This is a genomic window from Pseudoduganella sp. jia 9, from assembly GCF_055502615.1.
The window spans coordinates 293,832-318,481 of record NZ_JBUPWE010000007.1 but is presented as its reverse complement, the minus strand read 5'-3'; the positions used below and the strand labels follow the sequence as shown (position 1 = coordinate 318,481).

26 protein-coding genes are annotated in these 24,650 nt (G+C 63.0%); 12 read left to right on the top strand and 14 right to left on the bottom strand.

What is annotated here, in order from left to right; translation table 11 throughout:
• Positions 1-124 precede the first annotated feature (124 nt).
• Complete coding sequence (locus tag ACY34H_RS11115) at positions 125-1,084, top strand: extracellular catalytic domain type 1 short-chain-length polyhydroxyalkanoate depolymerase (RefSeq protein WP_464977553.1); 960 nt, start codon at positions 125-127, stop codon at positions 1,082-1,084.
• A gap of 13 nt (positions 1,085-1,097) precedes the next feature.
• Here ACY34H_RS11115 and ACY34H_RS11110 read toward each other — a convergent pair whose 3' ends face one another.
• The 3 genes from ACY34H_RS11110 to ACY34H_RS11100 form a co-directional block, all read right to left on the bottom strand.
• Positions 1,098-2,300, bottom strand: coding sequence for a sensor histidine kinase (locus ACY34H_RS11110; RefSeq protein WP_464977552.1), 1,203 nt, complete (start codon positions 2,298-2,300; stop codon positions 1,098-1,100).
• An 80-nt stretch (positions 2,301-2,380) separates the two neighbouring features.
• Positions 2,381-3,856: a heavy metal sensor histidine kinase gene (locus tag ACY34H_RS11105; protein ID WP_464977551.1), complete on the bottom strand. Its 1,476-nt coding sequence runs from the start codon at positions 3,854-3,856 to the stop codon at positions 2,381-2,383.
• Positions 3,853-4,545: a heavy metal response regulator transcription factor gene (locus ACY34H_RS11100; RefSeq protein ID WP_464977550.1), complete on the bottom strand. Its 693-nt coding sequence runs from the start codon at positions 4,543-4,545 to the stop codon at positions 3,853-3,855. Before ACY34H_RS11100 ends, ACY34H_RS11105 begins: the two co-directional genes overlap by 4 nt.
• Before the next feature lie 137 nt (positions 4,546-4,682).
• Between ACY34H_RS11100 and ACY34H_RS11095 the strand changes: the two genes are divergently transcribed.
• The 3 genes from ACY34H_RS11095 to ACY34H_RS11085 all read left to right on the top strand — a co-directional run bounded on the left by ACY34H_RS11095 (position 4,683) and on the right by ACY34H_RS11085 (position 6,473).
• Positions 4,683-5,189 (top strand): GlcG/HbpS family heme-binding protein, encoded by a 507-nt coding sequence (locus ACY34H_RS11095; protein ID WP_464977549.1) that lies wholly within the window; start codon positions 4,683-4,685, stop codon positions 5,187-5,189.
• A gap of 26 nt (positions 5,190-5,215) precedes the next feature.
• Positions 5,216-5,626 carry a hydroxyisourate hydrolase gene (gene uraH / locus ACY34H_RS11090; RefSeq protein ID WP_464977548.1) on the top strand — a complete coding sequence of 137 codons (411 nt, stop codon included), beginning with the start codon at positions 5,216-5,218 and terminating at the stop codon, positions 5,624-5,626.
• 94 nt (positions 5,627-5,720) lie between these two features.
• Complete coding sequence (locus ACY34H_RS11085; RefSeq protein ID WP_464977547.1) at positions 5,721-6,473, top strand: DUF2243 domain-containing protein; 753 nt, start codon at positions 5,721-5,723, stop codon at positions 6,471-6,473.
• A 12-nt stretch (positions 6,474-6,485) separates the two neighbouring features.
• Here the strand turns inward: ACY34H_RS11085 and ACY34H_RS11080 are convergent, their stop codons facing one another.
• Positions 6,486-7,607, bottom strand: a complete 1,122-nt coding sequence (locus ACY34H_RS11080) for a sensor histidine kinase (RefSeq protein WP_464977546.1) — start codon at positions 7,605-7,607, stop codon at positions 6,486-6,488.
• 363 nt (positions 7,608-7,970) lie between these two features.
• Between ACY34H_RS11080 and ACY34H_RS11075 the strand changes: the two genes are divergently transcribed.
• Positions 7,971-8,180, top strand: a complete 210-nt coding sequence (locus tag ACY34H_RS11075; protein ID WP_130185255.1) for a cold-shock protein — start codon at positions 7,971-7,973, stop codon at positions 8,178-8,180.
• Positions 8,181-8,306: 126 nt separating this feature from the next.
• Here the strand turns inward: ACY34H_RS11075 and ACY34H_RS11070 are convergent, their stop codons facing one another.
• On the bottom strand, positions 8,307-9,248 hold the full coding sequence (locus ACY34H_RS11070) for an AraC family transcriptional regulator (RefSeq protein WP_464977545.1): 942 nt from the start codon (positions 9,246-9,248) through the stop codon (positions 8,307-8,309).
• A gap of 121 nt (positions 9,249-9,369) precedes the next feature.
• Between ACY34H_RS11070 and ACY34H_RS11065 the strand changes: the two genes are divergently transcribed.
• Positions 9,370-10,107 carry an SDR family oxidoreductase gene (locus tag ACY34H_RS11065; RefSeq protein ID WP_464977544.1) on the top strand — a complete coding sequence of 246 codons (738 nt, stop codon included), beginning with the start codon at positions 9,370-9,372 and terminating at the stop codon, positions 10,105-10,107.
• A gap of 104 nt (positions 10,108-10,211) precedes the next feature.
• The gene (locus tag ACY34H_RS11060) at positions 10,212-11,951 is read left to right on the top strand and encodes an FAD-dependent oxidoreductase (protein ID WP_464977543.1); all 1,740 of its coding nucleotides are present in this window, start codon (positions 10,212-10,214) and stop codon (positions 11,949-11,951) included.
• Between the two features lie 293 nt (positions 11,952-12,244).
• Here ACY34H_RS11060 and ACY34H_RS11055 read toward each other — a convergent pair whose 3' ends face one another.
• The 3 genes from ACY34H_RS11055 to ACY34H_RS11045 all read right to left on the bottom strand — a co-directional run bounded on the left by ACY34H_RS11055 (position 12,245) and on the right by ACY34H_RS11045 (position 13,688).
• Entirely contained in the window at positions 12,245-12,430 is a 186-nt protein-coding gene (locus ACY34H_RS11055; RefSeq protein WP_464977542.1) for a YdeI/OmpD-associated family protein, read from the bottom strand.
• Positions 12,431-12,683: 253 nt separating this feature from the next.
• The gene (locus ACY34H_RS11050) at positions 12,684-12,980 is read right to left on the bottom strand and encodes a putative quinol monooxygenase (protein WP_464977541.1); all 297 of its coding nucleotides are present in this window, start codon (positions 12,978-12,980) and stop codon (positions 12,684-12,686) included.
• 63 nt (positions 12,981-13,043) lie between these two features.
• Complete coding sequence (locus tag ACY34H_RS11045) at positions 13,044-13,688, bottom strand: hydrolase (RefSeq protein WP_464977540.1); 645 nt, start codon at positions 13,686-13,688, stop codon at positions 13,044-13,046.
• 299 nt (positions 13,689-13,987) lie between these two features.
• Here ACY34H_RS11045 and ACY34H_RS11040 point away from each other — a divergent pair, with 299 nt between their 5' ends.
• The gene (locus ACY34H_RS11040; RefSeq protein WP_464977539.1) at positions 13,988-14,239 is read left to right on the top strand and encodes a hypothetical protein; all 252 of its coding nucleotides are present in this window, start codon (positions 13,988-13,990) and stop codon (positions 14,237-14,239) included.
• Here ACY34H_RS11040 and ACY34H_RS11035 read toward each other — a convergent pair.
• The 4 genes from ACY34H_RS11035 to ACY34H_RS11020 form a co-directional block, all read right to left on the bottom strand.
• Positions 14,187-14,390, bottom strand: coding sequence for a hypothetical protein (locus ACY34H_RS11035; RefSeq protein WP_464977538.1), 204 nt, complete (start codon positions 14,388-14,390; stop codon positions 14,187-14,189). The genes ACY34H_RS11040 and ACY34H_RS11035 overlap by 53 nt on opposite strands.
• An 89-nt stretch (positions 14,391-14,479) precedes the next feature.
• Positions 14,480-15,364 carry a LysR family transcriptional regulator gene (locus tag ACY34H_RS11030; RefSeq protein ID WP_464977537.1) on the bottom strand — a complete coding sequence of 295 codons (885 nt, stop codon included), beginning with the start codon at positions 15,362-15,364 and terminating at the stop codon, positions 14,480-14,482.
• Entirely contained in the window at positions 15,361-16,272 is a 912-nt protein-coding gene (locus tag ACY34H_RS11025) for a pirin family protein (RefSeq protein ID WP_464977536.1), read from the bottom strand. Before ACY34H_RS11025 ends, ACY34H_RS11030 begins: the two co-directional genes overlap by 4 nt.
• 325 nt (positions 16,273-16,597) lie before the next feature.
• Complete coding sequence (locus tag ACY34H_RS11020) at positions 16,598-17,209, bottom strand: nuclear transport factor 2 family protein (protein WP_464977535.1); 612 nt, start codon at positions 17,207-17,209, stop codon at positions 16,598-16,600.
• A 648-nt stretch (positions 17,210-17,857) separates the two neighbouring features.
• On the opposite strand from ACY34H_RS11020, the gene ACY34H_RS11015 reads away from it, so the two are divergent.
• The 3 genes from ACY34H_RS11015 to ACY34H_RS11005 all read left to right on the top strand — a co-directional run bounded on the left by ACY34H_RS11015 (position 17,858) and on the right by ACY34H_RS11005 (position 21,736).
• Positions 17,858-18,598: an SDR family NAD(P)-dependent oxidoreductase gene (locus ACY34H_RS11015; RefSeq protein ID WP_464977534.1), complete on the top strand. Its 741-nt coding sequence runs from the start codon at positions 17,858-17,860 to the stop codon at positions 18,596-18,598.
• A gap of 19 nt (positions 18,599-18,617) precedes the next feature.
• On the top strand, positions 18,618-19,496 hold the full coding sequence (locus ACY34H_RS11010) for a LysR family transcriptional regulator (protein WP_464977533.1): 879 nt from the start codon (positions 18,618-18,620) through the stop codon (positions 19,494-19,496).
• Between the two features lie 548 nt (positions 19,497-20,044).
• Positions 20,045-21,736: a sigma 54-interacting transcriptional regulator gene (locus ACY34H_RS11005; protein ID WP_464977532.1), complete on the top strand. Its 1,692-nt coding sequence runs from the start codon at positions 20,045-20,047 to the stop codon at positions 21,734-21,736.
• A 509-nt stretch (positions 21,737-22,245) separates the two neighbouring features.
• On the opposite strand, the gene ACY34H_RS11000 is transcribed toward ACY34H_RS11005, so the two are convergent.
• Both ACY34H_RS11000 and ACY34H_RS10995 read right to left on the bottom strand, forming a co-directional pair.
• A complete protein-coding gene (locus ACY34H_RS11000) occupies positions 22,246-22,644 on the bottom strand; it encodes a nuclear transport factor 2 family protein (protein ID WP_464977531.1) in 399 nt (132 codons plus the stop codon).
• 198 nt (positions 22,645-22,842) lie between these two features.
• Positions 22,843-23,643, bottom strand: coding sequence for an NAD(P)H-dependent oxidoreductase (locus ACY34H_RS10995; protein WP_464977530.1), 801 nt, complete (start codon positions 23,641-23,643; stop codon positions 22,843-22,845).
• An 87-nt stretch (positions 23,644-23,730) separates the two neighbouring features.
• Between ACY34H_RS10995 and ACY34H_RS10990 the strand changes: the two genes are divergently transcribed.
• Positions 23,731-24,624, top strand: coding sequence for a LysR family transcriptional regulator (locus ACY34H_RS10990; protein ID WP_464977529.1), 894 nt, complete (start codon positions 23,731-23,733; stop codon positions 24,622-24,624).
• Positions 24,625-24,650: the final 26 nt, after the last annotated feature.

Here is a 24,650-nt window from a genome sequence, read left to right as displayed (position 1 = left end):
ATCCGGTACTGGTACACGGTAGAGTGTAAAAAAACATGCAGGAGACCCACCATCAACGACGGAGTCTTCAATGATTCAAATACAAACTCTATGTGAACAATGGACGCGCCTGGCGTTCCTGCCGTTGAACTTTCACGGTGCAACAAACGATGCAACGATTCAAGCTGATCCATCCGGTCAGCCACTCGCCGGGGCGGCGGCCGGCCTGCCGCCCGGGCCCCGCTTCCTCAGCAGGACCTTCGATTCTCCCCAGGGGTCGCTGGCTTACAAGCTCTACATTCCCGCCACCTTTACCGGCCACGAACCGGCCCTGGTCGTGATGCTGCACGGCTGCGGCCAGAGTGCCGACGATTTCGCCAACGGTACCGAGATGAACCGGCATGCCGAGGAAGCAGGCTGCCTGGTGATGTATCCCGAACAAACGCAGTTCGGCATGACGGGCGGCTGCTGGAACTGGTTCGACAAGGCACACCGGCAGCGCGACCACGGCGATGCCGCGCTGATCGCCGGGGCCACGCGTGAAGTCGCCGCGGAATACCTGGTGCCGGCTGGTAAAGTGTTCGTCGCCGGGCTGTCCGCCGGCGCGGCGATGGCCGTCGTGCTGGGGTGTACCTACCCCGACATCTATTCGGCGGTGGGCTGTCATTCCGGCTTGCCGCATGGCTGCGCCGCCGATACCGCCACCGCCTTGCAGGCGATGCGCAACGGCGCCACGATCGGGGATGCCGCCGCGCTCACGCAGGCGGCCGTGCCGGTGATCGTTTTCCATGGCGATAACGACCAGACCGTACACTTCGCCAATGGCCACACGGTCATCGAACATACGCTGAGCGCCCGCCCGGACAATGGGCCGGTTGCGGAGGTGGTGAAGGAAAGCGGCGTTGCCCGCGAGCGCGGCTACACCAGGGTGTTTCATCGCAGCGCCGACGGCGCCATCCTTGCCGAGCACTGGGTGATCCACGGGGCCGGCCACGCCTGGTCCGGCGGCAGCCTGCGCGGCAGCTATGCCGACGACAAGGGGCCGTCGGCCAGCGGGGAGATGCTGCGTTTCTTCCGCGACGTGCGGTACGCCGTGGCGGCCTGACCATCCGGTTGCCTCACGCGCCGCCGCTGTCGCGCTGTTCCGGCGCCGGCGCCGGCGTGGCGCACTGCACGGCGCGCTTGACGAACGGCCGGCAATCCACCGGAATGTCGATCGTGAAAGTGGTGCCGGTGTCCTCGGCACTGTCGACCGACACGCTGCCGCCGTGCGCCTCGGCCACGTCGCGCACGAAGGGCAGCCCGATGCCCCAGCCTACCGTGCCCGGACCGCCGTAGCGGAACAGGTAGCCGAAGATGCGTTCGCGCCGTTCCGCCGGAATGGCCGGCCCATGGTTGTGGACCGACAGCGACAGCCGGCCGCGGCCCGACGCGATGTCGATCCGCACCTCGCCGGCCGCGCCATATTTCACGGCGTTCGAGACGAGGTTTTCCAGCGCACGGCGCAGGGCCGGGGCGCACCAGTGGCCGGCGACGCTGTGGCCGGTGACCGTGAACGGGCCACCGCCATGCTCGCCGAACTGCCGGGCGACGTCCTGCGCCAGTTCGCACATGTCGAACGGCGACAGGACCAGCGGCGGCAGTTCCTCGCGCAACACCGTCAGCGCATCGAGCAGTTCACCCATCATTGATTCGAGCCGTGCGGCATGGCGCAGGATCTTGTCGGCGGAACGCTTCGCCACCTCGATGTCGTTGCTGTGCGCGATCAGCTGCGCCGCGGTGGCAATGACCGCCAGCGGGGCGCGCATGTCGTGCGACAGCGCGGCCGCCATGCGCCGGCGCAGCGCTTCGTGCGTGGCGGCGAACTCGCGCAGCGATTCGCAGGCGGCGATCTCGATGGACCGGCTGATCGCGGCCCAGACATCCGCCGTCCAGCGGATGCCGCGCGCCTGGGCCACTTCGCGGATGGCGTCGCGGAACAGCTGGTATTCGCGCAGCACCTCGTCGGGGCCGAAACAGGTCAGGCGTGCGCGCTCGCTGCCATGCGACATCGCCGCCGTGGTGTGCTGCGTGGCGGTCGCCCTGGCCAGGCCGGGGCTGATCGCCTCGGCCAGGTTGTCGTAGAGACTGGGCAGATTGTCCGTCAGTGCCGGGCCGAGCAGCTCGGCGGCGCCCTTGATGTTCGCCCGGACCGACGCTTCCCAGTGGTCGAACACGGCATCCCGGATCGACAGCAGTTCCATTGCCCCAGTGGACAAGCCATTGCCATTGCCTTCACCATCGACATCGCCATCGTCATCCCGGTCTGTAGCCAGATTCATCGCGCGCCCATGTTCGGCTGGTTGAGCCGTGATAGACCGGCGTTTTAGCCGGAAGGTTGGTAGCGAATATTAACCTGAAATCACCGCTGTGCGGCGCCCGGCCGCCGGCCGGCGGGGCCCGGTGTGGCGCCGGCGGGAAACTGCAGCGTGAAACGGGTGCGCGCCGCGTCCGCGTGCACCGCCGCCGTGCCGCCGTGCAGTGCCATGATCGCGCGCACGATCGAGAGGCCAAGGCCGGTCGACCCCTCGCCATGGCCGCGCGCCGCGTCGGCCCGGTAAAAACGCTCGAACAGGTGCGGCAGGTGTTCCGGCGCGATCGGCGTGCCGGTGTTTTCCACGCTCAGCACGGTCGATTCGCCGGCCGGTGCCGCCCGCAGCCAGACCGTGCTTCCGGGGGCGGCGTGCCGTACCGCGTTCGACAGCAGGTTGGCCAGCGCGCGCCGCAGCAGGGCGGGATCGGCCAGCACCATGCCGCCGCCGCCGCATTCCAGCCGCAGGCCGCGTTCCTCCGCCATGCCTTCGTAGAAGCCGGCCACCTTCGACAGTTCGTCCAGCGCCTGCAGCGGCCGGAGGTCGGGCGCCACGTCGTCCTGCTCCGCCCGGGCCAGGAACAGCATGCTTTCGATCATCCGCGCCAGCCGCTCCAGCTCTTCGATGTTCGATGCGATCAGGCCTTCGTATTCGGCGGCGCTGCGCGGGTGGGCCAGCATCACCTGGCTTTGCCCGAGCAGGTTGGCGACCGGGGTGCGGAATTCATGCGCGAGGTCGGCGGAAAAACCCGACAGCCGGGCATATCCTTCTTGCAGCCGCGCCAGCATGGCGTTCAGGGCGCCGACCAGGGGCCGCAGTTCGGAGGGGGCATCGCTGGCGTCGAGGCGCCGGTCCAGCGTACCGGGCCGCACCAGCGCCGCATGCTCGGCCACCACCCGCAGCGGGCGCAATCCGCGATGCAGCATCCATGCCGCGCACAGCGCCGCCGCCAGTGCGCTGATGGCCGCCGCGCCGGCGATGCGGTGGCGGTATTCGGCGAACAGGGCCGCGCGCCCGGCATAGGCGCGGGCGACGACGACCGTCACCGTGGCCGGGAGCGGGTCCGCGCCGCTGCCCAGCCGGGCGGTGCCGGCCACCACCCGGCCCGGGTCGCCGTGCCGGCTGGTCCAGCTGACGATCGCCGCGCGGTCCGGCGCTAGGGACGAGGAGGAGGCGGGCGGCACCGGATAGCGTTCGCCGCCGGCGTTGATGTCGGCCAGCACGGTACCGTCCGGCGCCAGGAAGCGCACCAGCGAATTCTCCTGGCCGCTCATGGTGTCGCGGAACAGGTCCGGCTGGGTGCTCAGCAGGCCCGCCGCGCCGGGACGGCCCAGCAGCAGCTGGACCTGCCGCAGCTTGCCCAGCAGCGCCATGTCGTCGCGGCGTTCGATTTCAGCCACGAACGACAGGTACAGCCAGGTGCCGAGCCCCGCTGCGGCGAGCGCGGCGACCAGCACGAACATGGCGCTCACGCGCCCCGCCAGCGAATCGCGCAGCCAGGCCGTCATGCGCAGCCACGCCGTCATGCGCCGGCCGCCGGTTCGACCTCGCAGACATAGCCCATGCCGCGCCGCGTATGGATCAGCTTTTCCGGGAACGGGTCGTCGATCTTGCGGCGCAGCCGCCGCACGGCCGCGTCGATCACGTTGGTGTCGCTGTCGAAGTTCATGTCCCAGACCTGCGAGGCGATCAGGGAGCGCGACAGCACCTGGCCCTCGCGCCGCGCCAGCAGGTGCAGCAGGGCGAATTCCTGGGCTGTCAGCACGACCGGCGTGCCGTCGCGCCGCACCCGGCGCCGGATCACGTCGATCTCCAGGCCGCCGATGCGGATCAGTTCTTCCTCCCGCACCGGGCCGCGCCGCAGCAGCGTGCGCAGGCGCGCCACCAGCTCGACGAAGGCAAACGGCTTGACCAGGTAGTCGTCGGCCCCCAGCTCCAGGCCGCGCACCCGGTCGTGTACTTCGTCGCGCGCGGTCAGGAACAGCACCGGGATCTGCTCGGTCGCCGGAGCGCCACGCAGCGCCGCGAGCACCTGCCAGCCGTCCATGCCGGGCAGCATCACGTCGAGCACCACCAGGTCGATGCCGCCTTCGCCGGCGATGGCCAGCCCGTCGCGCCCGTTGCGTGCGAGCCGCACGGCAAAGCCGGATTCGGCCAGGCCGCGCTGCAGGTAGTCGCCGGTCTTCGGCTCGTCTTCGATTACCAGGATGGTCATGGCGGTGGCGGGCAAAGCAGCCATTGTATGCCCGCGCCGGCCGGCGCTGGATGACGAAATTGTCATCTGGCGGTCACGCGGCCGTGGCCGGGCAGCCGCCACAATGACGCCTCGACTCGACCAAAAGGAATCCCACGGTGAAACCGATTGCCTCTCCGCATGCATTGCTTGCCCTGCTGGCCACGCTGGCCGCGCTGCCCGCCGCCGCCCAGGTGCGCCAGCAGACCGACCTGACGCTGGACACCGCCAACCGCCTGGTGGCTGGTGCCATCGATGCCTGCCGCCGCCAGGATCGCGCGATCGTGGCCACGGTGCTCGACCGCGGCGGCAACCTGCTGGCGCTGCAGCGCACCGAATCGGTCGGCCCGCACAATATCGAGGCGAGCCGGCGCAAGGCCTACACGGCGCTGTCGACCCGCAGCGCCACGCTGGACCTGGCCCGCGGCGCCGCCGCCAATCCTGACGCCCGCAACCTGGCCACGCTGCCCGAACTGCTGCTGCTCGGCGGCGGCGTGCCGGTCGCCGCGGCCGGGCAGGTGGTCGGCGCGCTCGGCGTTGCCGGCGGCGGCGGTGCCGCCAACGACCATGCCTGCGCGCTGGCGGCGATCCGCGCCGTACCGGGGCTCGACCAATCTCCCCAATGAACTTCAATCTTTACAAGGAAACCACCATGAATCCGATCAAGCATGCACTGCTTGCCTGCGCCCTTGCCGGCGCCACGACCTTCGCCGTGGCGGCGGCCAACCCGCTCAGCGTCCACGTGCTCGACCTGCAGAGCGGCCAGCCGACGGCCGGTGTCCGCGTCACGCTGGAGCAGCGCGCCGGAGAAGGATGGCGCGCGCTGGCCGCCGGCGTCACCAACGCGCAGGGCCGCATCGGCGCGCTGTATCCGGAAGACAAGCCGATGGCGGCCGGCGATTACCGCATCGTGTTTGAAACGGGCGAGCACTATGCGCGTCTGAAGCAGGACACCTTCTTCCCGCGCATCCCGGTGGAATTCCGCGTGACGGCGGCCGGCCAGCACTACCATGTGCCGTTGCTGCTGAGCCCTTTCGGTTATTCGACGTACCGCGGCAACTGAAGCGCCGCGCCGCCCGTGCGCCGGGCGATCCGAGGCTTTCCTATACTCGCCAGTTCCACGTGGATGCGTAACGAAATGTGAATGGAGCTGGCCGATGCTGAAATCGCCCTGGATGACATGGAGTATCGTGCTGGGGATCGCCCTGGGCGGCTTCTTCGACGGGATCCTGCTGCACCAGGTGCTGCAGTGGCATCATCTGCTGAGCCTGGTGCCCGGCATGGACGACCTGCGGCTGCAGGTCATGTGGGACGGCTATTTCCACGTGCTCATGTACGTGCTGGCGCTGGCCGGCCTGTGGGGGCTGTGGCGGGCCCGCCGCCGCGGCGTCCCGGCGCCTGGCAACACGGCGCTGGCGGGCGCCGTACTGCTGGGCTTCGGCGCCTGGAACCTGCTCGACATCGGGCTGGCGCACTGGCTGCTGCAGCTGCACCGCGTGCGGCTCGACACGCCCGATCCGCTGCTGTGGGACCTGCTGTGGCTGGCCGCGTTCGGGCTGGTGCCGATGGTGCTCGGGTTCCGGCTGCGCGGCCGGCCGTCCGGGCCCGGCAGCCCCACCGCGGCCCTGCTGGTGCTGGCGATCGGCACCGCGGTGGCCGGCGGCTGGGCCTTGCGCGAGCCGCCCGGGCAGCAATTCACGGCGGTCGTCTTCGCGCCGGGCACCACGCCGGCGCAGGTGTTCGACGCGCTCGATGCCAGCGATGCGCGCCTGGTCTGGACGGATCGCCCGATGGGCGTGGTGCTGGTGGCGGTGCCGAAGGAACGGCGCTGGCGCTTCTACCGGCACGGCGCGGTACTGGTCAGCGGCACCGGGCTGCCGGCGGGGTGCATCGGCTGGAGCAAGGTGTGACTGTCCCGGCGTTCAGGGCAGGCCCGGGCTCTGCCGTGCACCGGCCCACCTGGGCATCGTCACCGTAAACGTCGTGCCGTCGACCGCGTCGGAGCGCACGTCGATCCGTCCGCCATGCGCGTGGGCGATCTCGCGCGCGATGAACAGGCCGATGCCGAGGCTGGTGCGCTCGGTGTAGTCGGTGCCGGCGCTGGCGGCGATGCGTACCATTGGATCGAAGATGCTGGCGATCTTTTCGGGGGGGATCACCGGTCCCCGGTTGTTGACGACCACCGACACGCTGTCGCCGACGGTGATGCGGACATTGACCGGGCCGTCCGCGCTGCCGTGCTGCAGCGCATTTCCGATCAGGTTGGACAGCATCTGGGCAATGCGGCCGTCATCGAAGAAGGCATCGAGCGTACGCGGCTCGTTCAGTTCGATGTGCCGGTCCGGATGGCAGGTGCGCAACTCGTTGACCACCTGGCCGCAGACGGCCGCCAGGTCGCCATGCCTGGCGCGGATCGGGATTCCGGGACCCAGGTGCGTGCGCGTGAAGTCGATCAGGTCGCTGATCAGGCTGCTCATGCGCTTGGCGCTGTTGAACATGCGCGTGGCAACCAGCACATGCTTCGGCGGCATGTCGGCGGCCTGCATCAGGTAACTGGAGCCGGTGACGAGCGTGCCGAGCGGATTGCGCAAGTCATGGCCGAGGATGGCGAGGAACATGTTCTGCGATTGCTTGACCAGGCGTTCGTAACGGGCCACCGACTCGGCAAGGGCCTGGTCGACCGCCTCGTTGAAGCGGGTCATGTCGGCCATCGACGTGCCCTGGCAAGTATCCGTTTCCGCAGCCCACAGGGCCAGCACGCTGGCACGCAGCGCCCGGTACTCGGACACCAGCTGCACGACCGTATAGCCGGACAGCAGGCGCGCCTCGGCATGGACCTCGGCCGCCGTATCGCCATCGCCGCGCTTGCCCAGGCCGACGGCCTTCGCGGCGCTTTCCTCGTGCGACTGTTTCGTGTCGAGGTCGTCGGCAAACACGAGCAGCATCTGGCGCGCATGGTCGCGCAGGTCGATATCGCTCATGGTCAGCGCCGGCGGCTCGATGGTGCGGGCGAAATCTTCCCATGCCTGCAGGATCGATTCCATATTCCCGCGTATGAAACAGGCGAGCCGGGATTTTGTCATATTGGTGTTGCCTTGTTTTATTCCCGGCTCCGCAACAGCCGCATCGCTCGGGTTCCGATAATATCAGTTACCTGGCGATAAATATGGCGACCGTGCGAAAAAGGGGACGTCGAAAATAAATCCGAAATAATTAGGCTTTTCGCGGCATGTCCTGTATCTTTCGTCTGGCACTACATCAAGTCGTTGTTATTGTTGGTCTTTCTCTCCCGCCTTGCCATATGCCTCCGGGCCATCTGGCGGTCCTGTTTGATTTCCTCCGTTATCCCTCTTGGTCGACCGTGCACCCGGGCGTCTTGCCCATGCAATATTTAAAGGACTGAATAAATGACTACTCAAACCGGCACCGTAAAATGGTTCAACGATTCCAAGGGCTTCGGCTTCATTACGCCTGACGCAGGCGGCGGCGATCTGTTCGCCCATTTCCAGGATATTCAATCGGAAGGTTTCAAGAGCCTTTCCGAAAACCAGCGCGTGTCGTTCGAACGCTCGACCGGCCCTAAAGGCGAAAAAGCGGGCAATATCCGCGCGATCTGACCGGCCAGCATGCACGCCGGCGCGCACCACGCAGATAGCGTGGGCGCCGCCGCAGCGTGCACCACGCAAGACCGAAGCCCACCCGCAGCTTGCCTGCCGGTGGGCTTTTGCATGCACATCGCCGATTCACTGCATCGTCATGGCGGCGGTGGATTGCGCGGGCATCTGCATCAGCGCGTTCTTCATCTCCGCCGCTTCATGGGCAGGCGTGCGCCCGAAGAAGCGCTTGAATTCGCGGCTGAACTGCGAGCTGCTTTCGTAGCCCACGCGGTGGCAGGCCGTGGCCGCGGTCAGGCCGTCCTGCACCATCAGCAGCCGCGCCTTGTGCAGGCGCGTGGTCTTCAGGTACTGGATCGGCGTGGTCTGCGTGACCGCCTTGAAGTGCGCATGGAATGCCGCCACGCTCATGCCCGCCTCGCTGGCCAGCGTGCCGACATCGATCGGGCGGTCGTAGTTCGCATGGATGCGCCGCAGCGCCTTGCCGATCTTGCCGAAGTGGCTTTGCTGCGTCAGCGCGGCGTGGATGGCGCCGCCTTGCGGGCCGATCAGCGCCCGGTAGACCAGTTCGCGCACGATGGCCGGGCCGAGGATGGCGGTGTCGGTATCGGACTGCAGGGCCTCCAGCAGCCGCAGCAAGGTGTCGCTCATGGCATCGTCGAGCGGCGTCGACACGATGCCGACCGGCTGCGCGGCCCGTTGCCGGTGCTGTTGTTCCAGCGCCAGCACCAGTTCGGCCGCGACCTTCAGGTCGATCGGCACGGAGACCGCCAGCATCGGTTCCGCGGGACTGGCCTCCGTCTCGGATTCGAAGGGCAGCGGCACCGACAGCACCAGGTAATGGCTGGCATCGTAGACGTAGCCCTGGCCACCGGTGAAGCCGCGCTTGCGCCCCTGGCACACGATGACGATGCAGGGCTCGTACATCACCGGCGTGCGCGCAATGCTCTCGTTGGCACGCATGAATTTCAGGCCGGGCAGGGCCGTCAGGGTATAGCCTTCGTGCGGCGCCAGCCGCTCCAGCAGGCCGACGATACGGCGTTGGCGCGAGTCTTTTTCAGGTGGATTCACGGTGCATCCTGGGTCGAAGCGGGGATTGGAGAATCAGGCAACCGGCAAATATTAATGGATATTTCCCGGCCCGGTGCGAACGCCCATACTGCATCCATCGCAACCGACCACGGAGAACACCATGAACGCAGCAGAACGTAAAGTCGTCCTGATCACCGGTGCCAGCAGCGGCATCGGCGAAGCCACCGCCACCCACCTTGCCACGCGCGGCATGCACGTCATCCTCGGCGCGCGCCGCACCGAACGCCTCGAGGAACTGGCTGCCCGCATCACGGCCGAAGGCGGTTCGGCCGCGGTGCGCAGGCTTGACGTGACCAGCCTGGAAAGCATGCAGGGATTCGTCGATTTCGCGCTCGGCCTGCATGGCCGCGTGGACGTCATCGTCAACAATGCCGGCGTGATGCCGCTGTCGAAACTGGAGGCGCTCAAGATCGACGAGTGGAACCGCATGATCGACGTGAACGTGCGCGGCGTATTGCACGGCATTGCCGCCACGCTGCCGGTGATGCAGCGGCAGAAGAGCGGGCAGATCATCAACCTGGCATCGATCGGCGCCTATACCGTCAGCCCGACCGCCGCCGTGTACTGCGCCACCAAGTTCGCCGTCGCCGCGATCTCGGAAGGGCTGCGGCAGGAAGTGGGCGGCGACATCCGCGTCACCGTCGTCTCGCCCGGCGTGGTGGAGTCGGAACTGGCCGAATCGATCTCCGACCCGGGCGGCCGCGAGGAAATGCGCGGCTTCCGCAAGATCGCGATCAAGCCCGACGCAATCGCCCGTACGATCCACTTCGCGATCGAGCAGCCGGCCGACGTGGATGTCAGCGAGATCATCGTGCGGCCGACGGCCAGTCCGTACTGACGGAGCGGCACGGGGAAGGGCCGCCACGGAGCCGGCGGGGCGCGCTGAAGAGCAGCCTGCTATCCGCTACACTGCCGGTATCCGAGCCCACATGTGGATCCATCATGGCGAACCAGCAAGGCAATTCCCCGCAATTCCTGTCCGAAGCGAGCCGCGACGAGCAGGTGCCGGCCATCGCGGCGTCGATCGAACAGCGGCGCCACCAGATCTTCCCGGTGCTGACGGGGCACGAAATCAACCGGCTGCGCCGCTTCGGTACCGTGCGCACGTTCGACAACGGCGTGCGCATCCTGGAGGCGGGATTCACGCCGTTCGGCATGGTGCTGGTACTGGCCGGCCGCATGGCCGTGCACCGCTACGACGGGCTGGGCAACTCGGCCCTCGTCGTCGAACACGGCCCTGGCGAGTTCACGGCCGAGGTGTCGCAGCTGGCGGGCCGGCCGTCCCTCGTGAACGTGACGGCGGTCGGCCGCGTCGAAGCGCTGGTGATTCCCGCCGACCAGCTGCGCGCGCTGGTGATCGCCGAGGCCGAACTGGGCGAGCGCATCGTGCGGGCATTGATCCTGCGCCGCGTGAACCTGATCGATTCCGGTTCGGGCGGCCCGGTGCTGGTCGGCCCTGCGGGACACCCGAACGTGTTCCACCTGCAAAGCTTCCTGACGGCGAACGGCTATCCGCACACGCTGCTCGAACCGGGCGAGGACGATAACGCCAGGGCGCTGTGCGAGCATTACCGGCCCTCCGGAGACGACTGGCCGCTGGTGGTCTGCCCGGACGGCAGCGTGAAGACGAATCCATCCTTCGCCGACATGGGCCGCTGCCTGGGCATGCTGCCGGAGCTCCCGGCGGACAAGGTATGGGACGTGATCGTGGTCGGCGCCGGGCCCGCCGGGCTGGCGACCTCCGTGTATGCGGGCTCCGAGGGCCTGTCCGTGCTGGCGCTGGAGCAGCGCGCGTTCGGAGGCCAGGCCGCGGCCAGCGCGCGCATCGAGAACTACCTGGGCTTTCCCACCGGGATATCGGGCGGCGCGCTGGCCGGGCGTGCCTACGTGCAGGCAATGAAGTTCGGCGTCGAGGTGGCCATTCCGATGGCGGCGGCGCAGCTGGCCTGCGACGCGTCGCCGCTGGCGATCGAACTGGTCGACGGCCGGCGCGTGCTGGGCCGCACCGTCGTGCTCTCGTGCGGGGCCCGCTACAGGCGGCCATCGCTTGCCAACATCAAGCAGTTCGAAGGCCGCGGCATCTATTACTGGGCCTCGCGCATCGAAGCGAACCTGTGCGCCGGCGCCGAGGTGATCCTGGTCGGCGGCGGCAATTCGGCGGGTCAGGCGGCGGTGTTCCTGTCCGCCCATGCCGCGAAGGTCCACATGCTGGTGCGCGGCGACGGCCTGAAGGCCACCATGTCCACCTACCTGATCGAACGCATCCGCGCCACGCCGAATATCGTGCTGCATCCGCACACCGAGATCGTGGCGCTGGAAGGCGATGACGAAGGCTTGCATGCGGTGCGCTGGCGTAACCACCGCACGCTCGGCGAAAGCGAATGCAAGGTATGCCGGGTGTTCCTGTTCATCGGCGCCGAGCCGAATACGGACTGGCTGGGCGACTGCGGCGTGGAGGTCGATGCGCAGGGCTTCATCTGCACCGGCGACGCGGTCACGGCGCCTGCCGAAGGAGCGGCTGGAAACGCGCGGTTGTCGCTGGAGACCAGCGTACCCGGCGTGTTCGCGATCGGCGACGTGCGCGCCGGGTCGACCAAGCGGGTGGCTGCCGGGGTGGGCGAGGGCGCGCAGGTGGTGTCCCAGATCCATGCGTACCTGGCTGGCCTGCCGGCTGGCCGCTAGCGTACCGTCGGGCGTCGCGCCAGTTTGGCCAGGCAAACCCGGCATCGCCCACGGCGTTCGCGCCTTGCACTGCGCCTGCGCGCTACCCTGTTTCGGCGCGCGGTCTAGATCGATCTAAAATTATCCAGAACGGTCTAAAACGGTCGCGAATCAGCGATGTGCGCCGACCTTTAGACCGATATCGCCTTTTTCCGGCGGAGGGCGGACCGGATTGGACCGGCCGGCACGGGCATTCGAGATCGATCTAGACCGAGCCGTTTTTCCTTTAGACCGTTTTCGCGGCAGGTCGCTTGTCAGGTCAGCCGCTTGCCCGCCGCGCACGCCTGCATCAGCTGCTCCAGCCGCTTGCTGCGCGTCTCCTCCCGCTTCGCGTTCGTGATCCAGTGCAGGATGGTCTTGCGATAGCCGGGCGGCGCGGCCTGGAAGTAGTCCCACGCTGCCGCGTCCCGCTGGAAGCGTTCACGCTCGGCATCGGGCACTCAGGCACGTCGCTGCGCTCGTGCGCATAGATGCGTGTCAGGCCAGCTCATCGCCGGCAGCACCCATGGCCTGAGCGCGGCCGCCAGGATCCATTCGCGCCTGTTCTATGCGCACCTCGACATGGCGCCGGGATCGGTGGCCGAGATCCCGGGCGGCTACAAGGAACGCACAGTCAATGCCGCTCCTTGCCCGACGATACCCCGTGCAGCAGCCGAACGTCCGCTTCCGCTAGGGTGGAAGCGGAGCGGGAGCTCAGGTAACGCGCTTGAGCAGGCGTGCAAACTCGGTCTTCTCGACATTGCTCACGCCGTTCTCGTGAAAAAGCAGGATGTGCGGACCATGCTTGTGGTGCCGGTCGCGCGCCTCGGTGGACACCCATTCTTCCACGAACACGAAGTGACCCGGCGCGTCCTGGTCTTCGAACAGGTCGTAACGGATGTTGCCGTCTTCCTTGCGCGAGGGTGCGACCAGGCTGGCCAGGTCGCGGCGCAGTTCGTCCTCTTTGCCTTCTTTCGCCTTGAGCCCGACAACGATAAATAATTCGCTCATTCGCTTTTTCCCTTGATGTTCGATCACCGGCGGCCGCAAGCGCGGCCGCCATCGGGCATGCCCTTACTTCCTGGCCGCTTCGTGCATCGCCTTTTCGGCGTTGAAGCCGTCGTAATTCTCGAAGACGCCCATGAAACCCGGCACCGTCGCGGCGCGCGACCAGTCGCGCTGAAGCTCGCAGTACATCTGGACCCGGCTGATGAGTGTCACGCCGGCTTGCTCCATGCGGCGAAGCGCCGCCTCGTGCGCGGCAAGCGAGGTGCCTCCCACCGCATCGACCGGCACGTAGACCTCGTAGCCCTCCTGGATCGCGTCGAGCGCCGGGAAGGTCAGGCAGGCCTCGGTCCACAGCGCGGTCATGATCAGCTTGCGCCGGCCGAGCGCCTTGACCGCTTCCTTGAACTCGGTGTCCTCCCAGCTATTGATGGACGTACGGTCATAGGTCGGCAGGTGTCCAAGCACGCCCTGCAGCTCGGCGATCGGCGGCTTGTTGCGGCCGGTCGCGACATTGACGGTCGAGTGGATGATCGGGAGCTCGTAATTCAGGGCCGCCTTCGCGGTGCTCACGATGTTGAACACCAGTTCATCGCGTGGCATCGAGCGGATCGACGAGACCTGGACCGGCTGGTAATCGATGATGATCAGTGCCGCATTCTCGGGAGTCAGCAGATGATCGGTATGCGGATTGCGGATTTTTTCGGTGGTCATGATTCAACGTTCCTATACGGTGGTGGGATGAAGATCCGGGACAGGCTGGGCGAATACTGCATTGCCTGAACGGCTATTGTGCTGATCCTTACCACGTTGCGGTAGCGCCATCCGGCAGCAAGTTGCGTCGCGCGGCACGCAACGCCACCTGAAAACGCGGGCATCTCATCCGGCGTTCCCGGGAGCGCAACCCAGCTTGTCGTCTGCCGCTACTACCGTCAACGAACGGACGACAGCACAATCCTGGTTCCGGCAACACGCCGACGTGGCGCTACCCGGCAGATCTCAACGGAGAGCATATGAACCAGAACGGCAGGGTTGTTCTGAGGGACGGGGCTTCGGGACGCTTTGGCTTGCAAGTCGGGGAAGGCAGCTATCTGCTGGCCGAGCAACTGGATGCCCAGCCGATGGTGGTCGGCGGCACGCTATCCGGTCCGATGGATACGATCGGCATCGAAACGCTGACCGATACCGGCACCGGCATGGAGTACAGCGTCTTCATCCTGGCGTACGGCCTGTCGCGCGAAGCCGTGGAAGAGGAACTCCGTTAAGTGGCGCCTCGAATGGGCGCCCCCGCCGGGCGCAGGCAATCACCGCATAGCCGCCCCGTGCGCAGATGCCGAGCAGGCGGATCGCTTCCTCGTCGACAAAGGGCTGCGTTACAAGGAAGTCGACGGCGCAGTGGATGTCCTCGACACGCACGGCCGGATTTCGGCATCTCGCGGCAAACTGCCGCTATCGGGCGACGCGGAACGTTCTGCATGTCGGCCAATAAAAGACATGCAGGCCCTTCAAGTGGCCTGCGTCTTGTCGAAATACTCGATCAGCAGTTCGGTGAGGATGCGCACCTTCGGCGTTGTGCGCTGGCCGGGCGGACGCACTACGTAGGCGCCAGCCGGCGGCAGGGAGTGATTGGACAGGACCGGTACCAGTGACCCGGCATTCAGGTGTTCGCGAACCAGGTCCGTGGGAAGGCAAGCAATGCCCAGCCCGGCTAGCGTGGCAGCAAGGAGGGCGGTGCAGTTGTCAGCCTTGAAGCGCCCTTGCGGGCGCACTGCGACCCTGGTATCTCCATTCATGAGATACCACGCTTCCGTGCCCTGCATGAGGGCCTGATGGTGGTGGAGTTCTTCCAGTGTCTCCGGGGAACCGTGCTCGGCGATGTAGGCCGGGCTGGCCACAACCGTTCGATAGATCGGACCGACGCGTCGCGCGACCAGGGTTGAGTCTTGCAGGTAGCCGAGCCGAATCGCGCAATCGTAGCCTTCCCCGATGAGATCGACGACCTGATCATTGTATGAGGTATGGATGTTGAGCAGTGGATGTCGCCGCGCCATTTCAGCGATCACAGGTGCAAAATGCGTCGAGCCGAAGGACAGTGGTGCTGAGATACGCAGCCGTCCACGCAGCTCGCCCTCTGGATGCATAGCTTCTCGCGCAAGATCCATCTCTGCACAGGCCCGGGACGCATAGTGCATGAAGGTCAAGCCAGCTTCGGTCAGCGCAGCGCCACGCGAAGTGCGCGACAGTAGCTGCAGTCCCAACTCGTCTTCAAGACGGGCGAGACGGCGGCTAACGACCGATTTTGACAAGCTGAGCCGCGACGCCGCCGGCGAAATGCCGCCTGCGCCGGCAACCTCGACGAAGGTTTGCAGCACCTCGATATCCACTTTCATACTCCCGTTCCGTCCGCACCGCTGTGCCCGCTCGGATGAGGCAGGAGGGCAAGCTGCCCAAAGCGGCCGCTTTGCAGGTCGCTGAACGCCACCTGTATCTCCGCCTCGGTATTCATGACGAAAGGACCGTGGCCGGCAAGCGGCTCATCGATCGCCTCGCCGCTCAGGACCAGGATGCTGCAGTCCGTATTCGCTTCGATCCGCAGCATCGTACCGGTGTTGCCGGCCAGCGCCCACTGGGTCTTGCGGAGCACGTCGGTTTCGCCGAGCAGTGCGGTGCCGCGGATCATAACGAGCGAGGCCGTCCTTCCCGCCTTCAGAGGCAGGCTGACTGTCTTGCCTGCATCCAGGAGCAAGTCCCATACATCGATTTCCGTGAAGGTGCGTGCCGGTCCCTTGCGGCCGGCAAAATCGCCGGCGATGAGGCGCAGCCGGCCGGCTTCGAGGGGCAGGGGAAGGACGGGGATGTCCGCAGCGCGTATCGACTGGTAAGCGGGCGGCACCATCTTGTCGCGCCGCGGCAGGTTGACCCACAACTGCACCGCCTCCAGTATCCCTCCCGCGCGTGCGAATGCCTCGGAATGGAATTCCTCATGCAGGATGCCCGATCCGGCCGTCATCCATTGGACGTCGCCAGGACCGATCACGCCGCCCCCGCCGTTGGAATCGCGGTGCGCCAGTTCACCCTGGTAAACGATCGTGACGGTTTCGAAGCCCCGGTGCGGATGCTGGCCGACGCCGCGCGGCTGTGGCGATGGCGGAAACTCTGCCGGCCCCGCATGGTCGAGCAGCAGGAACGGGCTGATATGCCGCGCCATGTCGCGGTAGGAAAAAAGGGTGCGTACCGGGAAGCCGTTCCCGACCCAATGCGGACGCGGTGCGCTGAAGACGCCGACGATGGATTTCATTTGCTTCCCTCCTGGGTTGGAAATCCTATTAGTAAAGCCTGATGCGGATAGCATGCACAAATGGCATCAATGTCCCATATCGGGATTTATGACGGTATGAATAATTTTGTGAAGGCAATAAGGCTTCACGGCAACAGGCAAGGACCTGAGCATGCCGAAGTCAAAGCTGAGCCGACATATCAGGTCACGACGAGGAAGACAGAAAATTGGTCTGGAGCCAGAGGAACACTGGACAAAAGATGTTCGCCATCCTTTTCGTCATAGTGAAAAAGGCGACGTGATGTCGATCATGATCGGGCCGATTCATGTCGCGGGCGAAGGCCTGTCACTTGCCTTTCCCAACTTCGAATGCCGGGGCGCCCGGGTCGGTCTTCACGATCCAGCTGCCGCTTTGGCGGAATGACGCTGCGGACGCATAGGTGTCCTCCATGAACTGAAAATAATGAATCTTTCCGTTTTTTACTTTCGCAAGGATTGAGAATGGCGAACGGAACGATGTGCCGACGGCCACTGAACGGTACGTGAACGTCCCGAACACGGCAACGTTTTCACCGCTACCAAACATGTCGGTGACCTTGAAGTCTTCGATTTTCCAGTATTTGGCTACGCGGCTAAAGGTACTGCTGAATCCATCCGGGCCTTTCGACGTTCCCGCCCAAGGCTCGATCTTCTTCAGCTCTGGGTTGTCAAAGTTCAGCGAGACATAGGTTGCGTCGGAGGCGACCAGGCGCTTGGCCGCAGCGCCTACCTTGTCTGGTGCAGTGTTTTCGAGGAATTCCTTGACGACCGCGAGGGCTGTGCGCTCTTCCTGAGCAAGTGCAATAGATGGGGCGAACACGCCCGTGGCGCCAATTAGGATGCTACTGATCAAGCTCACAGGTGCCACGAATCCATGGCGAGCAGGGCTTGCGTCAGTAGTCATGATCAATGTATTCATTTTTCTCTTTCGTTACGAGTAAAAGTAGAGGGTAGTCTGGTCAAACCGGCTGCTTGTTCGACTCGTATGAACGTGTTTCCGTCAGCAATGCATCGGCCGGTTGTACATGCTCCGATAGCAACTGCCATGCCAGGGATATATGTGCTGCAATGCAGCATCACGTCTTCGATGAAAAATCCGCTTTCCGTGCGGAGAAATGCTGCATTGCAGCATTGATTTTGGGAAACCTGGTTTCATCAATTGATAAATTTTTTCGGTAGCGTATCCATAACGCTACGAAAAGATGCAATGTGTACGTAGAGGAGGTTCCGGGGAGTTGTTCGCGACTATGCCTGGTGTCTAGAAAGACTGATGCCGCCACTGCCTGGATCCGGCACGGTCCAGATGCATTACGGATAGCACAACGGCATTGCGTCAGCCGCTCCAAGGGCATCGCGTGCACCAGCTGTTCTACATGATCATGAAGGACGACCTTCAAGGCGAGCTGATCTAGGTTCTTACACGACAGGCGTTCCGCTTTTCGCAACACAGTGTGGTAATTGTCGGGGCTAGGAGTTCACATTCCAGGGCGTTACGATCCGCACTATAAGCATGACATTGACAGCGCATGCCTTGTGTAGTCCGACAACTGTAATATGGAGAGGTGGAATGATTGATCTGAAGGGAAAGCGTGCACTGGTGACCGGAGGTTCGCGCGGAATTGGCGCGGCGATCGCATTGGCACTGGCGGAAAACGGCGCCGACGTCGCGTTCACCTACCGCAATGCAGCCGGCAAAGCGCAAGGTATGGCCGCCTCCATCGAAGGGCTGGGCCGCCGGGCCATCGCGATCCAGGCCGACAGCGCCGACCCGGAAGCGATCGGGCGTTCGGTCGACCTGGCCGTCGATGCACTTGGCGGCCTCGATATCCTCGTCAACAGCGCAGCCGTCGGCCTCAACGGAATGATTGCCGACCTCGATATAGACGCTTACCAGGCGATGATGGATGTCAACGTGCGCGGGCCGCTCCTGTATGCCAAGGCGGTCATCCCGCACCTGGGCTCGGGGGGCCGCATTGTCTCGATCGGTTCGGGCCTGGGGGAGCGGGTGCCCTTTCCGGGCGTGACGGCGTATGCAATGTCCAAGGCGGCCTTGCTCTCGTTCACCCGCGGCCTGGCGCGTGAACTCGGCCCGCAGGGAATCACAGTGAATCTCGTGCAGCCCGGCTCCACCGACACCGATGCGAATCCGGCAGACGGCCCGGCTGCCGATTTCCAGCGCGGCATGACGGCCTTGGGGCGCTTCGGTGAGCCAAGGGAAGTCGCGAACGCGGTGGTGTTCCTGGCCAGCCCGGCTGCCAGCGTGATCACGGGGGCCATCCTTACCGCCGATGGTGGCGCGCTCGCCTGAGTGCAAAGGAAAGACGGACTTGGATATCGAAGAGCTTCAGTCTTTCGTCGAGGTCGCCGATGCAGGCGGCATCTCGTCCGCGGCGCATCGTCTGGGCGTGTCGAAATCCGTTGTCAGCCGCAGGCTGTCGAAGCTCGAAACCGAGCTCGGCGTCCAGCTGCTGGCGCGGACCACCCGGGGCGCCGCTCTTACGGAGGCCGGAACCGCGTTCCGGGAATACGCCGCCCGGATGCTGGCGGACTTCGATTCGGCGCGGGAGACCATCCTTCCCGCTGGCCCCTTGCGCGGCCGTTTCCGCGTCGCTGCACCCATTTTGTTCGGGCCGTCGCAAATCGGCCCTGTACTCGCGGACATGGCGCGCAGCCATCCGCTGCTGCGCATTCAGGCCAGCTACAGCGATCGCATCGTCGATCTCATCGGCGAAGGTTTCGATTGCGCAGTCCGGAGCGGCCATCTCCAGGATTCCAACCTGATGGCAAGACGTGTCGGTAGCATTCACGGCAAGCTGGTGGCAAGCCCCAGCTATATCGACGCCTTCGGCGCTCCCGAGACGCCGGACGAGCTGTCCCGTCACCGATCCCTCATGCAAGGGACAGAAAGCTGGCGCTTCCTGAACGGCGACCAGCCGATCGTGGCGCATCCGCAGGGAAGTTTCAAGGCCGATAACCCTGTCGCGCTGGTCGCGGCCGCAGTTGCGGGGCTTGGGCTGGCCTACCTTTCCGATTGCGTGATTGCCGAGCACCTGGCATCGGGCGCGCTGGTGCCGGTGATGGTTCGCTATCCTCCGCAACCGTCGGGTATCTACGTCGTCCGTCCACCGAGCCAGCATTCATCGCGCAAGGTCCGCGTCCTGACCGATATGCTGCTTGTGCGCTTCGGCAGCACGGCAGAAGATTAGGATCAAACCATGTGCTTATTTGCAGGGTTGAGAAGTTGGCAGTGAAATCGCTTTCCGATGCAATTGTCAAAACGGAGTTATGAAAGTTGAATATTGAAATTGCCCGACCAAGCGTTATCCAGACTCCCCCTTGTACCTTCATTCCCTAGCGCCGCCAGATTTTCGATGAGCCGGCATATTCCGCGTTGCCTGCACACTGCAGATCCTTCCTGCGCCTCAGCACGCTTGAGATCGTTCGCTGAGTTTCGAACGACCATGCGTGAAAAGGTGATAGTTGACGCGCTGTGAAAGCGACCAACCAAAATAGAGCATTGAGGAAGCGAACCTCGTGTTCACGCCTGCTTTGAATCAGCGCCAGCTTCCCGCCTCTGCCGTGCTTCACATTTCTGTGTCGTGGCGGTTGCGTGCGCGACCAGGTACATACACGTACAAATGCCATGCCAGTTCGTTAAGGCACACGCATTTTCATGGGATCAAGTTGACGAAATGGTTAAAATTAGTTATGGCACGATCTGCTTCCCTGTCCGTAGATCACATTAGGAAAAGAAATGATGAAATTCCCCGACGACTCGGACCTGCGAAGGCTCATCCGTTTTTCACCAGACGACGGGTCGATCTGGCTGGCAGAAAGCCGCATGCTGTTGATTCATACAGCGTCACTCGGCGGCTTGCGCGAAGAAATGATGAATTCAGTCGGTAAGGAATTCACACGGCGGATGTTCACCCGTATGGGATTTGCGTCCGGGAAGCGCGACGCCGAGCTGGCTCGCAAGATTCGTGGAAATCTGACGATCGAGGAAGCGTTTGCGACAGGGCCACAGGTGCACATGCTTGAGGGCTTGGTGCAGGTGATTCCTGTTCTTTACCACATGGACATCGACAAGGGTGAATTCGATGGAGAATTCATTTGGCGTAATTCTTGGGAAGCAGCTGTCCACGTCAATGCCTTTGGCCCGCAAAAGGATGCGGTGTGCTGGAGTCTGATCGGCTACGCTTCCGGCTATACGTCTGCCTTCATGGGGCGCTTTATCCTGTTCAAGGAAACGAAGTGCATGGGTTGTGCAGACGAAGAATGCAGGATCGTCGGCAAGCCTGTTGAGGAGTGGCCTGACGCGCAAGAGTTCATGCCTTACTTTGAAGCTGAATCTATCGTGTCTCAACTGCTGGAACTCTCGTCCCAGGTTGAAATGCTACGCAGTAGCCTGAAGAAATATCGTAGCCTCGAGGATATGGTCGGCGAGTCGCCAAGCTTTAAACTGGCCTATCGCCTCGTCGAGAAAGCTGCTGAAACCAACGTAACGGTACTGTTGTCAGGTGAGACCGGCGTCGGCAAGGAACGTTTCGCACGTGCTATTCATAACCGGAGCCGGCGTGCGAACAAGCCCTTCGTGACAATCAACTGCGCCGCCCTTCCTCACGACCTGATCGAAGCAGAGCTGTTCGGCGTAGAGAAGGGCGCTTTTACTGGAGCCACCAGCTCGCGTGCAGGCAAGTTCGAACGTGCCGACGGAGGGACGCTATTCCTCGACGAACTCGGCGAGCTGCCCCTGGCCTCGCAGGCAAAATTACTGCGCGCGCTGCAGGAAGGTGAAATCGAGCGGCTCGGGGACGACCGTGCGCGTAAAGTCGATGTGCGCATCGTGGCGGCAACCAACGTCGACCTGCCGGAGGCGGTCAAGGCTGGACGCTTCCGCGCCGATCTCTATTATCGATTAAGCGTCTACCCCATCCTCGTGCCCCCATTGCGGGAACGCCGCAGCGATATCCCGTCAATGGTTTCGATGATGGTCGAGAAGTTCTGTGCGTTGCACGAAAAGCGAGTTGCAGGTGTGACCGACCAGGCAATGCAGGCACTGGTTGCATACAGCTGGCCTGGTAACGTACGCGAACTCGGGAACATGATCGAGCGCGGAGTAATACTCGCCTCGCAAGGTGACTGGATCGAATGCCAGGACTTGTTTCCCAACTTCGTGCTTCCGAAGAAGGAGCGTGTTGCAGTCGACAAAGCAGGGGCACTTGCAAACCCTGGTCAAGAACGTGCGAGCACTTTATGTGACCAGATCCTGCATAGCGGAATGTCGCTTGAATCCATAGAGAACATGGTGTTGCGCGAAGCGGTTGCGCGCTGCAAGGGAAACCTGTCCGGCGCGGCGCGCTTGCTGGGCATCACCAGACCCCAGATTAGTTACCGGCTGAAACGTTCTTTGAGTGAAAATGCCGAAGCTCCAGGGGAAATCTGAGGTCGCTCAGCGAACGGAAAATTTATTTCTTGATCAATAATACGCAGCGCATGCGCTGCCTTGCCCCAGCGTTCTAGCCAGGCACCGGCAAGGCGAACCAGCGCCGGCATGAAAAAGTAAACCATCAAGCCCGAAATCCTCAACGCAGATAAGGAAGCGATTGCCACGTCGGGTAGAGACGGAACAGCCCGATGCGCCAATTTTCTGATTCGTTTTGGTACGAACACTTTCAATGGGAATACTGCAACGACGGATAGCATCCACTGCTTGCTGCGCTTGGGTCGAGGGTGTCCCATAGAGGGCTAAACCAGAAATCATTGTCTTGATGGACAGTGAACTTGTCTGGTTTCGCAAGCCAGGGTTGCGCAATCTTTAACAGATTCTGGTGAATGGGGGAAGATAGCCGATCCAGCGCGCGTCTTTCGTCAACGAAGCGAAGGATGATGACATACCGGGTTTTCCGCTCGACAGGTCAAGGGGGCAAATCATCACAAGATCGCCATGCCTGGCTAGCGCAGCACCTCGACCGCATGCATGGGATCAGTGTATTCCCGTACTTCAACGATTTCGCCATCACGGATTCGAAACAATATATGGTACTCATTCTCATAGTGTTTCCCACTTTTCGTTACTCCATCAGAGCGTGCCTCAACGGTCACAATGTCGCCTTCGCCAATCAAGCTCTTCAATTCCATTTTCAATCCATCGTCAAAGAAGGCGAAGAGCTGCTTAAGGGCGGGCAGCATTTCAGCTTTGGTTTTTGATCCGGCAAAAGCAAACAAGTGAGGTTTGCCATTGACCCACCATGTCGCCTCATCACTCATCATATCGAGCAGCTCGTTTATAGCGCCCTTTTCAAAGTGGCTGAGAAAACGTCCTACGAGATTCTTGTTTGCAGTGGTATTCATCAGTACTTGTCCCATTCAGTGTGCGAGCCCACCTTTTCAGGCTGGCCACGTTCCATCCATCACCCGGCGCACGAAGCAGGGATACTGCCGTTGTCACGAAGTTAGCCGCAACTGGATGGAAGCCGCCCATCTCTCGCTGATCGTGCGCGCTCTGCCTCTCTTGAGGGGGCAGACAAGTGGTTACCGCCGAATGTGCGATTAATTCACGTTCTCGTGCTTGGAATTCGAGACGTGTATCGACAGGCCGGTTTGCCCGGGGAGAATGTCGTCTCGCAAAGTAAGGGCTGGAATTTTATATTCGCCCTTATTTTGCGGACGAAACGCGATGGGATCTACGCTGAAGAAAGTATCGAGTCGTTGCCCGAGCTCCTCACAGATATCAGAAAACCTGCTCTTGTCCGTACTGCCAGCGCGATACACCACGAACGGCGGCATCACGTCGAAGCCGGGATAGAACAGGATACCGTGCTGGATAGGGTAGAGCATGTCGTGGATTGGGCCGTTGATGCCGCGCTGACCGTAGTGTGAATCCCAACCACCTGCTGTCACCATTAGCATAGCTCGCTTCCCGGCTAAAGTCCCCTCACCAAAACGATTACCCCAATGTGTGTCGGAATGCTCGCCAACGCCATAGGCGAAGCCGAATGCATATACTCGCTCTACCCACCCTTTGAGGATCGCTGGCATGGAGTACCACCACAGCGGGAACTGAAGAATTACCGCATCGGCCCACAGCAGCTTCTCCTGCTCGCGAGCAATATCCTCACTTTGAAATCCGTTTTCAAGAGCATGCTTGGATTCGAAAGCGACATCGAACCGTTTCCTGGACAAGCGTTGTGTGGTGTCTTCGGCATCGATAACCGCTTTCCATTGCATGGCGTACAAATCTGATACTTGCACCAGGTGTCCCGCGCTTTGCAAGCGCTGCACGGTGAAATCTTTGAGCGCTCCGTTCAAGGACTGGGGCTCTGGATGCGCATAGACAAGAAGGAAGTTCATAACTGATCTTTCAACATAAAGAGAAGCGGCAGGATAGGCCCGGGTCAGGTATATTGGAAATGAATTATCCACATACGACCTATTAAGATGCTTAATTTACGAACGATTGACCTGAATCTGCTGGTCACCCTCGACGTACTATTGGCTGAACGGAATGTAACCCGGGCAGCACGTCGGCTTAACTATTCACAGCCTTCGGTCAGCGTCCACCTTGCCAAGCTCAGGGAAATCTTTGGTGATCCTCTGTTGCTCCCTGGTCCGCGAGGAATGCAGCCCACTGCAAAAGCTGAGGCATTGCTTCAGCCTTTGCGCGACGCGCTTGAATCCTTGGAGCGCGCAGTGACGCCAGGCCGTCCGTTCGACCCGGCAGAGTCCAGACATACCTGGCGCGTTGCCGCTTCCGACTCCAGTGGGGCGACCATACTTTTACCTGCGATGGCCGCTATCCGGGCGGCGGCGCCGGCAACGCGGCTTGCAGTGCTGGATTTAGTACCGTCACATATTGCGAAACAAGCTGAACAGGGTGAAATAGACCTTGCCTTCCATACTGGCGAAGGCTCACCTCCTGGGCTGCGCCGTCGTACGCTTTTCGCCGAGCGTTATGTACTCGCTGGCAGATTGGATCATCCGCGTTTGCATCCGCAACTCACGCTAGCGGAATTCTGCGAACTGGAGCATGTCATGGTGTCGCCAGATCGCGGCGGTTTCTATGGAGTGACTGATGAGGTGCTTGCAAAAGCGGGATTGAAGCGCAAGGTGGTACTTTCCGTGCCACAGTTCTTATTCATGATGACGGTCCTGGCCAGTACGGACCTGGTGGCCATGTTGCCCTCGCGTCTAGTACAGAGTACTAAAGCGTTGCAAATCATAGAGCCACCAGTGGAAGTTCCTGGCTATGAAATGGTAATGCTCTGGCATGAGCGTTCCCATCGGGATCCGGCGCATCAGTGGCTGCGGGAGACGATAGTGAACTGTGTGTGAGGCCACCCCGGAACCTCGCCCAGCAG

Excerpts from the sequence above, each read along its gene's own strand:
- ACY34H_RS11030 (WP_464977537.1), bottom strand. The coding sequence starts at position 15,364 with ATGAAAGTGGATATCGAGGTGCTGCAAACCTTCGTCGAGGTTGCCGGC.
- ACY34H_RS11040 (WP_464977539.1), top strand. The coding sequence starts at position 13,988 with ATGAACCAGAACGGCAGGGTTGTTCTGAGGGACGGGGCTTCGGGACGC.
- uraH (WP_464977548.1), top strand. The coding sequence starts at position 5,216 with ATGAATCCGATCAAGCATGCACTGCTTGCCTGCGCCCTTGCCGGCGCC.
- ACY34H_RS11015 (WP_464977534.1), top strand. The coding sequence starts at position 17,858 with ATGATTGATCTGAAGGGAAAGCGTGCACTGGTGACCGGAGGTTCGCGC.
- ACY34H_RS11025 (WP_464977536.1), bottom strand. The coding sequence starts at position 16,272 with ATGAAATCCATCGTCGGCGTCTTCAGCGCACCGCGTCCGCATTGGGTC.
- ACY34H_RS11000 (WP_464977531.1), bottom strand. The coding sequence starts at position 22,644 with ATGAATACCACTGCAAACAAGAATCTCGTAGGACGTTTTCTCAGCCAC.
- ACY34H_RS10995 (WP_464977530.1), bottom strand. The coding sequence starts at position 23,643 with ATGAACTTCCTTCTTGTCTATGCGCATCCAGAGCCCCAGTCCTTGAAC.
- ACY34H_RS10990 (WP_464977529.1), top strand. The coding sequence starts at position 23,731 with ATGCTTAATTTACGAACGATTGACCTGAATCTGCTGGTCACCCTCGAC.
- ACY34H_RS11080 (WP_464977546.1), bottom strand. The coding sequence starts at position 7,607 with ATGGAATCGATCCTGCAGGCATGGGAAGATTTCGCCCGCACCATCGAG.
- ACY34H_RS11045 (WP_464977540.1), bottom strand. The coding sequence starts at position 13,688 with ATGACCACCGAAAAAATCCGCAATCCGCATACCGATCATCTGCTGACT.
- ACY34H_RS11020 (WP_464977535.1), bottom strand. The coding sequence starts at position 17,209 with ATGAATACATTGATCATGACTACTGACGCAAGCCCTGCTCGCCATGGA.
- ACY34H_RS11075 (WP_130185255.1), top strand. The coding sequence starts at position 7,971 with ATGACTACTCAAACCGGCACCGTAAAATGGTTCAACGATTCCAAGGGC.
- ACY34H_RS11110 (WP_464977552.1), bottom strand. The coding sequence starts at position 2,300 with ATGAATCTGGCTACAGACCGGGATGACGATGGCGATGTCGATGGTGAA.
- ACY34H_RS11060 (WP_464977543.1), top strand. The coding sequence starts at position 10,212 with ATGGCGAACCAGCAAGGCAATTCCCCGCAATTCCTGTCCGAAGCGAGC.
- ACY34H_RS11050 (WP_464977541.1), bottom strand. The coding sequence starts at position 12,980 with ATGAGCGAATTATTTATCGTTGTCGGGCTCAAGGCGAAAGAAGGCAAA.
- ACY34H_RS11065 (WP_464977544.1), top strand. The coding sequence starts at position 9,370 with ATGAACGCAGCAGAACGTAAAGTCGTCCTGATCACCGGTGCCAGCAGC.
- ACY34H_RS11085 (WP_464977547.1), top strand. The coding sequence starts at position 5,721 with ATGCTGAAATCGCCCTGGATGACATGGAGTATCGTGCTGGGGATCGCC.
- ACY34H_RS11105 (WP_464977551.1), bottom strand. The coding sequence starts at position 3,856 with ATGACGGCGTGGCTGCGCATGACGGCCTGGCTGCGCGATTCGCTGGCG.
- ACY34H_RS11005 (WP_464977532.1), top strand. The coding sequence starts at position 20,045 with ATGATGAAATTCCCCGACGACTCGGACCTGCGAAGGCTCATCCGTTTT.
- ACY34H_RS11100 (WP_464977550.1), bottom strand. The coding sequence starts at position 4,545 with ATGACCATCCTGGTAATCGAAGACGAGCCGAAGACCGGCGACTACCTG.